The 6,362-nt window shown below is 74.2% G+C and carries 5 protein-coding genes; 3 read left to right on the top strand and 2 right to left on the bottom strand.

What is annotated here, in order from left to right:
• Together Q0195_RS09040 and Q0195_RS09045 are read left to right on the top strand one after the other, a co-directional pair.
• Positions 1-1,152: ABC transporter ATP-binding protein (locus Q0195_RS09040; protein ID WP_299277334.1), on the top strand; the 1,152-nt coding region annotated here is incomplete at its 5' end.
• A gap of 1 nt (position 1,153) precedes the next feature.
• Complete coding sequence (locus Q0195_RS09045; RefSeq protein ID WP_299277336.1) at positions 1,154-2,887, top strand: ABC transporter ATP-binding protein; 1,734 nt, start codon at positions 1,154-1,156, stop codon at positions 2,885-2,887.
• Positions 2,888-3,087: 200 nt separating this feature from the next.
• Here Q0195_RS09045 and Q0195_RS09050 read toward each other — a convergent pair whose 3' ends face one another.
• Together Q0195_RS09050 and Q0195_RS09055 are read right to left on the bottom strand one after the other, a co-directional pair.
• Entirely contained in the window at positions 3,088-3,549 is a 462-nt protein-coding gene (locus tag Q0195_RS09050) for a nitroreductase family deazaflavin-dependent oxidoreductase (protein WP_299277338.1), read from the bottom strand.
• Positions 3,550-3,765: 216 nt separating this feature from the next.
• Complete coding sequence (locus tag Q0195_RS09055) at positions 3,766-4,632, bottom strand: SURF1 family protein (protein WP_299277341.1); 867 nt, start codon at positions 4,630-4,632, stop codon at positions 3,766-3,768.
• 143 nt (positions 4,633-4,775) lie between these two features.
• Between Q0195_RS09055 and Q0195_RS09060 the strand changes: the two genes are divergently transcribed.
• Positions 4,776-6,362, top strand: a 1,587-nt coding sequence (locus tag Q0195_RS09060; protein ID WP_299277343.1) for a phosphoketolase family protein, incomplete at its 3' end; no start/stop codon positions are given.

Below are 6,362 nucleotides of genomic sequence, written 5' to 3' on the forward strand. Positions count from 1 at the left end.
ACGCTGGCCACCGACACCGTCTCCGGGCTGCGCATCCTGCGCGGGATCGGCGGGGAGGACGCCTTCGCCGAGCGCTACCGGGCCCAGTCCCAGCGGGTGCGGCGGGCCGGGGTGCGGGTGGCCGGGCTGTCGTCGGTGCTCGAGGCGCTCCAGGTGCTCCTGCCCGGGCTCTTCGTCGCGTGCGTCGTGTGGCTCGGCGCCCGGCAGGCGCTGAGCGGGCAGATCAGCCCCGGGCAGCTCGTGACGTTCTACGGCTTCACCGCCTACCTGTCCGAGCCGCTGCGCTGGATCACCCAGTTCCTCAGCTTCTTCACCCGGGCGCGGGTGGCGGCACGCAAGATCGTCGGTGTGCTGGCCGTGACCCCGGAGGCGGGGACGCTCGCCGAGTCCGAGGCCGCCGACGAGCTCCCTGACCCGCCGGTGCCGACCTCGCCGGCGCGGCTGGTCGACGAGCTCACCGGGCTGGAGGCCGCCCCCGGCGCCCTCACCGCCGTCGTCACCCCGCGGGCCGGGGAGGGCGAGGCGCTGGCCGTGCGGCTGGGCCGCCTCGACGACCGTGTCCCCGGCACGGTCCGCCTCGACGGTGTGCCGCTGCGGGACCTGCTGCCGGCTCAGGTGCGGCACCGCGTCGTCGTCGCCTCCGCCACGCCGCAGCTGTTCACCGGCACGCTGCGGGAGGCCGTCGACGCCCGGGCCGCCGGGCTGCCGGACGCGGCCCTGCTCCGGGCCCTGCACGTCGCCGACGCCCACGACGTCCTGGAGTCCCTGCCGGAGGGCCTGGACGGGATGGTCACCGAGAAGGGCCGCTCGCTGTCGGGCGGCCAGCGCCAGCGGGTCGCCCTCGCCCGGGCCCTCCTGCTCGAGCCGCAGGTGCTCGTCCTCGTCGAGCCGACCAGCGCCGTCGACGCACACACCGAGGCACGGATCGCCGAGCGGCTGGCGGCCTACCGCCGTGGACGCACCACCGTCGTCCTCACCACCTCCCCGCTCGTCCTGGAGCACGCCGACGAGGTCGTCCTCCTCGACGGCGGCGCGGTCCGGGCCCGGGGCCGGCACCGCGACCTGCTCGCCCGGGCCGCGGCGGGTGAGCCGGGGGCGTTGGCGTACCACGACGTCGTCGGCCGCTCCCTGGCCGCCGCGGAGGTGGGCTGACATGCAGCTGCCCGTGGCCGACAACCGGCGCGTCCGGGCCTTCGCGGCCCGCCTGCTGCGCTCGTACCGGCGCGCGCTGCTCGCCGTCGTCGCCCTGCAGGCGCTGGCCGCCGTCGGGGCGCTCGCCCTGCCGTGGCTGCTCGGCGGGCTCGTCGACGCCGTCCTCGCCGGCACCACGCGTGAGTACGTCGACACCGTCGCCGGTCGGCTGGTCGCGGTCGTCGTGCTCCAGGCGCTGGTCACCCGCTACGCCCAGCGGGGGGCGATGGTGCTCGGTGAGGAGGTCTTCGCCGAGCTGCGCGAGCGGTTCCTCCTCGGGGTGACCCACCTGCCGCTGTCGACCGTGGAGCGGGCGGGCACCGGCGACCTGCTGGGCCGCACGACCAACGACGTCGACCGGGTCCAGTGGGCGGTGCGCTTCGGCATCCCGCGCGTCCTGGTCACCGGGACGACGATCGTGCTGACCTTCGGGGCGGCGTTGCTCGCCGCCCCGCTGGTCGCGCTCGCCATGCTCGTCGGGCTGCCCGTGCTCGTCCTGGCGACCCGCCGCTACCTGCGGCGCTCGGCGCCGGCGTACCGGGCGGAGTCCGCGGCGTACGCGGACCTCAACGGGGTGCTCACCGAGTCGGTGGAGCACGCCGCGACCGTCGACGCCCTGGCCCTGGGGCGTCGCCGCCGGGAGCGGCTCGACGCCGCCGTCGCCGCGGCGTGGGGCCGGGAGAAGGTCACCCTCCGGCTGCGGATGGCGGTGTTCTTCTGGCTCGTCGTCTCCTTCTCGCTGCCGGTGGCGGCCGTCGTGCTGTGGGGCGCCCACCTCGTCGGCAGCGGGCTGGCCACCGTCGGCGCCGTGACCACCGTCGGGCTGTACGTCATCCAGGTGCGCGGGCCGCTGTTCGAGCTGCTCATGTGGGTGGACGAGATCCAGGTCGCCACGGCGAGCCTGGCGCGGATCGTCGGTATCGAGCTCGTCGCCCCCGACCGGCACCCCGGCCCCGCCCGCCCCGCGGCGGAGGACATCCGCGCCCGCGCGGTGCGTTACGCCTACCGGGAGGGCGAGGACGTGCTCCACGGCATCGACCTCACCCTGACGCCCGGCGAGCGGCTGGCGATCGTCGGGCCGTCGGGTGCCGGCAAGTCGACGTTCGGTCGGATGCTCGCCGGCATCCACCCGCCCACCGGGGGCCGGGTGACGGTGGACGGTGTCCCGCTCGTCGACCTCCCGGAGGACGAGCTGCGGCGACACGTCGCGCTCGTCACCCAGGAGCACCATGTGTTCGTCGGGTCGGTGGCGGACAACCTGCGCCTCGCCAAGCAGGACGCCGACGAGGCCGAGCTGCTGCGGGCGCTGGAGGCGGTCGACGCCCACACCTGGGTGGCCGAGCTGCCCGAGGGCATCGACACCGCCGTGGGGTCGGGCGGGGTGCCGCTGACGCCGGCGCAGGCGCAGCAGCTCGCCCTCGCCCGCCTGGTGCTGCTCGACCCGCACACCCTCGTGCTGGACGAGGCGACGGGCCTGCTCGACCCGCGGGCCGCCCGCCACCTGGAGCGGTCGCTGTCCGCGCTGCTCACCGGGCGGACCGTCGTCGCGATCGCACACCGGCTGCACACCGCCCACGACGCCGACCGGGTGGCCGTGATGGACGGCGGCCGGATCACCGAGATCGGCCCGCACCACGAGCTCGTCGCCGCCGGCGGCGACTACGCCGCCCTGTGGGAGTCCTGGCAGCAGGAGTGACCCCTCCACCACACCCCACTTCCCCCCGACAGCCCACTTCCCACCGACAGCCGAGTTCGCACCGACAGCCGAGTTCCCACCGACAGGTGAGTTGTCACCGACCCCTCGCGTCACTCCGAGCGCGTGGGCTGTCAGCGACAGCCCACCCGGCCGGGCGCCCACGCAGAGGATCCTTCGCGGCACAGAGGCAAAGGTCGCGGTCAGCGCGGGGCGATGCGGACGACGGGGAGGCGTTCGACCTGCTCGGCCGACAGCGGTCCCTGGGTGAACAGCGGCTCCAGGCCGAGCGCGCGACCGAGGGAGCGGGCCGCCACCGGGTGCTCCCGGCGGTAGCGCTCGAGGACGGCGACGGACTCCTCCGGCGGAAGGACCTCCGCGCGGGCGTTGCGTCCGGTCCCCCAGCCGGACCACAGGCGCACCCGGGGGTCGGCGTGGATGTTCCGGAGCCACTGTGCGGACCAGCCGTACCCGGACACGACGACGCAGGCGTCGCCGTCGCGTGCGACCGTCTCGAGGACCACGTGGCGCACGAGACCCGAGCGCCTCCCTCGGTGGTCGACCATGACGAGGCGTCCGCCGAAGACGCCGCCGAGGCCGAGCCGGAAGACGCCGATCGGGGCTCGGGCGAGGAGACGCGGGATGCGTCGCGGCGTCGTCGTCATCCTGTCCATGGTGCACAGGCCGGGCACGGTGGGCCAGGGGTGACCACCTGCCGGTGCCGGTCGCGGCCACTCGGCTCTTGGCGGGACGCCGGCTCTCGATGACAACTCACCTGTCGGTGGGAAGTGGGCTCTCGGTGGAGAACTCACCTGTCGGTGGGAAGTGGGCTGTCGGTGGAGAACTCAGCTGTCGGTGGGAACTCGGCTGTCGGTGCGAAGTCAGCTGTCGGTGGGGAGTGGGCTCTCGGCGGGGCGGGACGTCGCCGCGACGATCCTGGCCTCGAGGCGGCGGTCGCGGACGTCGTCGCGCAGCACCTTGACCCAGAACGCGACGGCGAAGAGCGCGAAGGCCCACCACTCGAAGGCGTAGGCCGTGCTCTGCAGGTTGGGGTCGGGCCGGAGCTCCTCGACCGGGGAGGGGGCCGGGCGCAGACCGCCGGGCTGGGCCGGCTCCTCCAGCACGAGGTAGGTGCTGTACATCGGTGTGCCCCACCTCCCGGCGAGCTCACCGACGCTGATGCCGCCGGCGAACCCGTCCGGCAGCCCGCCCTCCCCCGCGGCCTCGGAGCTGCCGAGCATCCCGACGACCTCCTGCCGGCCGGTAGGCGGTGCGGGCGCCGACACCTCGGCCCCGCCTGCCTCCAGCCGGTCGGCGAGCAACCCGTCCTGCGGGAGCCAGCCACGCAGCACCGGCATGATCGCGCCGTCGTGGGGTCCGCCGTCGACCCGCAGGGCGGTGAGGACGAGCACGGCCTCCTGCCCGTCGACGTGACGGCCGGGCACGAGCACCTGCTGGTCGGGGACGAAGTGGCCCTCGACGACCACCCGCCGGCCGAAGTGCTCCACCTCGAAGGTGCGCTGCGGTGCGAGCACCTCGGTGACCGGCACGGCAGGAGCCGCCATGAGCTCCTCCTTGCGCTGCTCCAGCGCCTGCTCCCCCCGCACCCCGGCCCGGTCCCACTGCCAGGCGCCGAGCCGCCCGCACACGACCGCGACGACGACCACGAGGAGCAGCAGCACGAGCATCCGGGGCGTGGTCGCCGCACGCAGCCAGTCGCGGGGGTCGGGACGGGACGTGGGGGGCACGGTCCCAGGGTAGTTCGCCGGGGAGCGGGGACACCGCGTACCGTCCGCCACCCCGACAGCGTCGTGTCGAGGGCGTTCCGGTGGCCGAGCCGCCCGCGGTCGACAAGGCTGGGGCGTGACCATCGACACAGGGAGCCTTCGACATGAGCACCGCCTCCGTCCCCGTCTCCACGCACGGGTGGCGTCGCCGCAGCCGCCCCACCCCGGACGACGCCACGATCCAGCGCATCGACGCGTGGTGGCGCGCCGCCAACTACCTCTCCGTCGGGCAGATCTACCTGCTCGACAACCCGCTGCTGCGCGAGCCGCTGCGCCCGGAGCACATCAAGCCGCGGCTCCTCGGGCACTGGGGCACGACACCCGGCCTGAACTTCATCTCCGCCCACGCCAACCGGGTGATCCGGGAGCGCGAGCAGTCCGCGATCTACATCGCCGGCCCCGGCCACGGCGGCCCCGGTCCGGTCGCCAACGGCTACCTCGAGGGCACCTGGTCCGAGATCTACTCCGACGTCACCCAGGACACCGAGGGGCTGCGGCGGCTGTTCCGGCAGTTCTCCTTCCCCGGCGGCATCCCCTCCCACGTCGCCCCCGAGGTCCCCGGGTCCATCCACGAGGGCGGTGAGCTGGGCTACTCCCTGTCCCACGCCTACGGCGCGGCCTTCGACAACCCCGACCTCCTCGTCCTCGCCGTCGTCGGCGACGGCGAGGCGGAGACCGGCCCGTTGGCCGCCAGCTGGCACGGCAACAAGTTCGTCAACCCGAGGACCGACGGGGTCGTGCTGCCGATCCTGCACCTCAACGGCTACAAGATCGCCAACCCCACGGTGCTGGCCCGCATCGGGGAGGACGAGCTCACCGACCTCATGCGCGGGTACGGCCACCACCCCTACGTCTTCACCGCCGGGTTCGACGACGAGGACCCGCTCTCGGTCCATGCCCGGTTCGCCGCCCTGCTCGACGACGTGCTCGACGAGATCGCCGAGATCAAGGAACGGGCCGCCGGACTGGACGCCGAGGAGGTCGAGCGGCCCCGCTGGCCGATGATCGTCCTGCGCACCCCGAAGGGCTGGACCGGGCCCAGGGAGATCGACGGACAGCAGACCGAGGGCTCCTGGCGCTCCCACCAGGTCCCCCTCGCCAGCGCCCGCGACACCCCCGAGCACATGCAGGTGCTGGAGGACTGGCTGCGCAGCTACCGGCCCGAGGAGCTCTTCGACGACACCGGCCGCCTGGTGGAGGACGTCGCCTCGCTCGCCCCGGAGGGTCCCCTGCGGCTCAGTGACAACCCGCACGCCAACGGGGGTCTGCTGCTGCGCGACCTGCGGCTGCCGGACGTGCGGGACTTCGCCGTCGACGTCCCCGTGCCCGGCGCGTCGGTCACCGAGTCCACCCGCGAGCTGGGCCGGTGGCTCACCGAGGTCATGCGGCTCAACCCGGGCAACTTCCGGCTCTTCGGGCCCGACGAAGTGGCCTCCAACCGGCTCCAGGCGGTGTACGAGGTCACCGCCAAGCAGTGGAACGCCGACCTCCTGGAGCACGACCGCCAGGAGCACCTGGCCCGCGCCGGGCGCGTCGTGGAGCTGCTCTCCGAACACCAGTGCCAGGGCTGGCTCGAGGGCTACCTCCTCACCGGACGGCACGGGCTGTTCACGTCCTACGAGGCGTTCATCCACATCGTCGACTCGATGGTCAACCAGCACCTCAAGTGGCTCAAGGTCACCGACGAGCTG

This window comes from uncultured Georgenia sp. (assembly GCF_937958535.1).
Taxonomy (GTDB): Bacteria; Actinomycetota; Actinomycetes; order Actinomycetales; family Actinomycetaceae; genus Oceanitalea.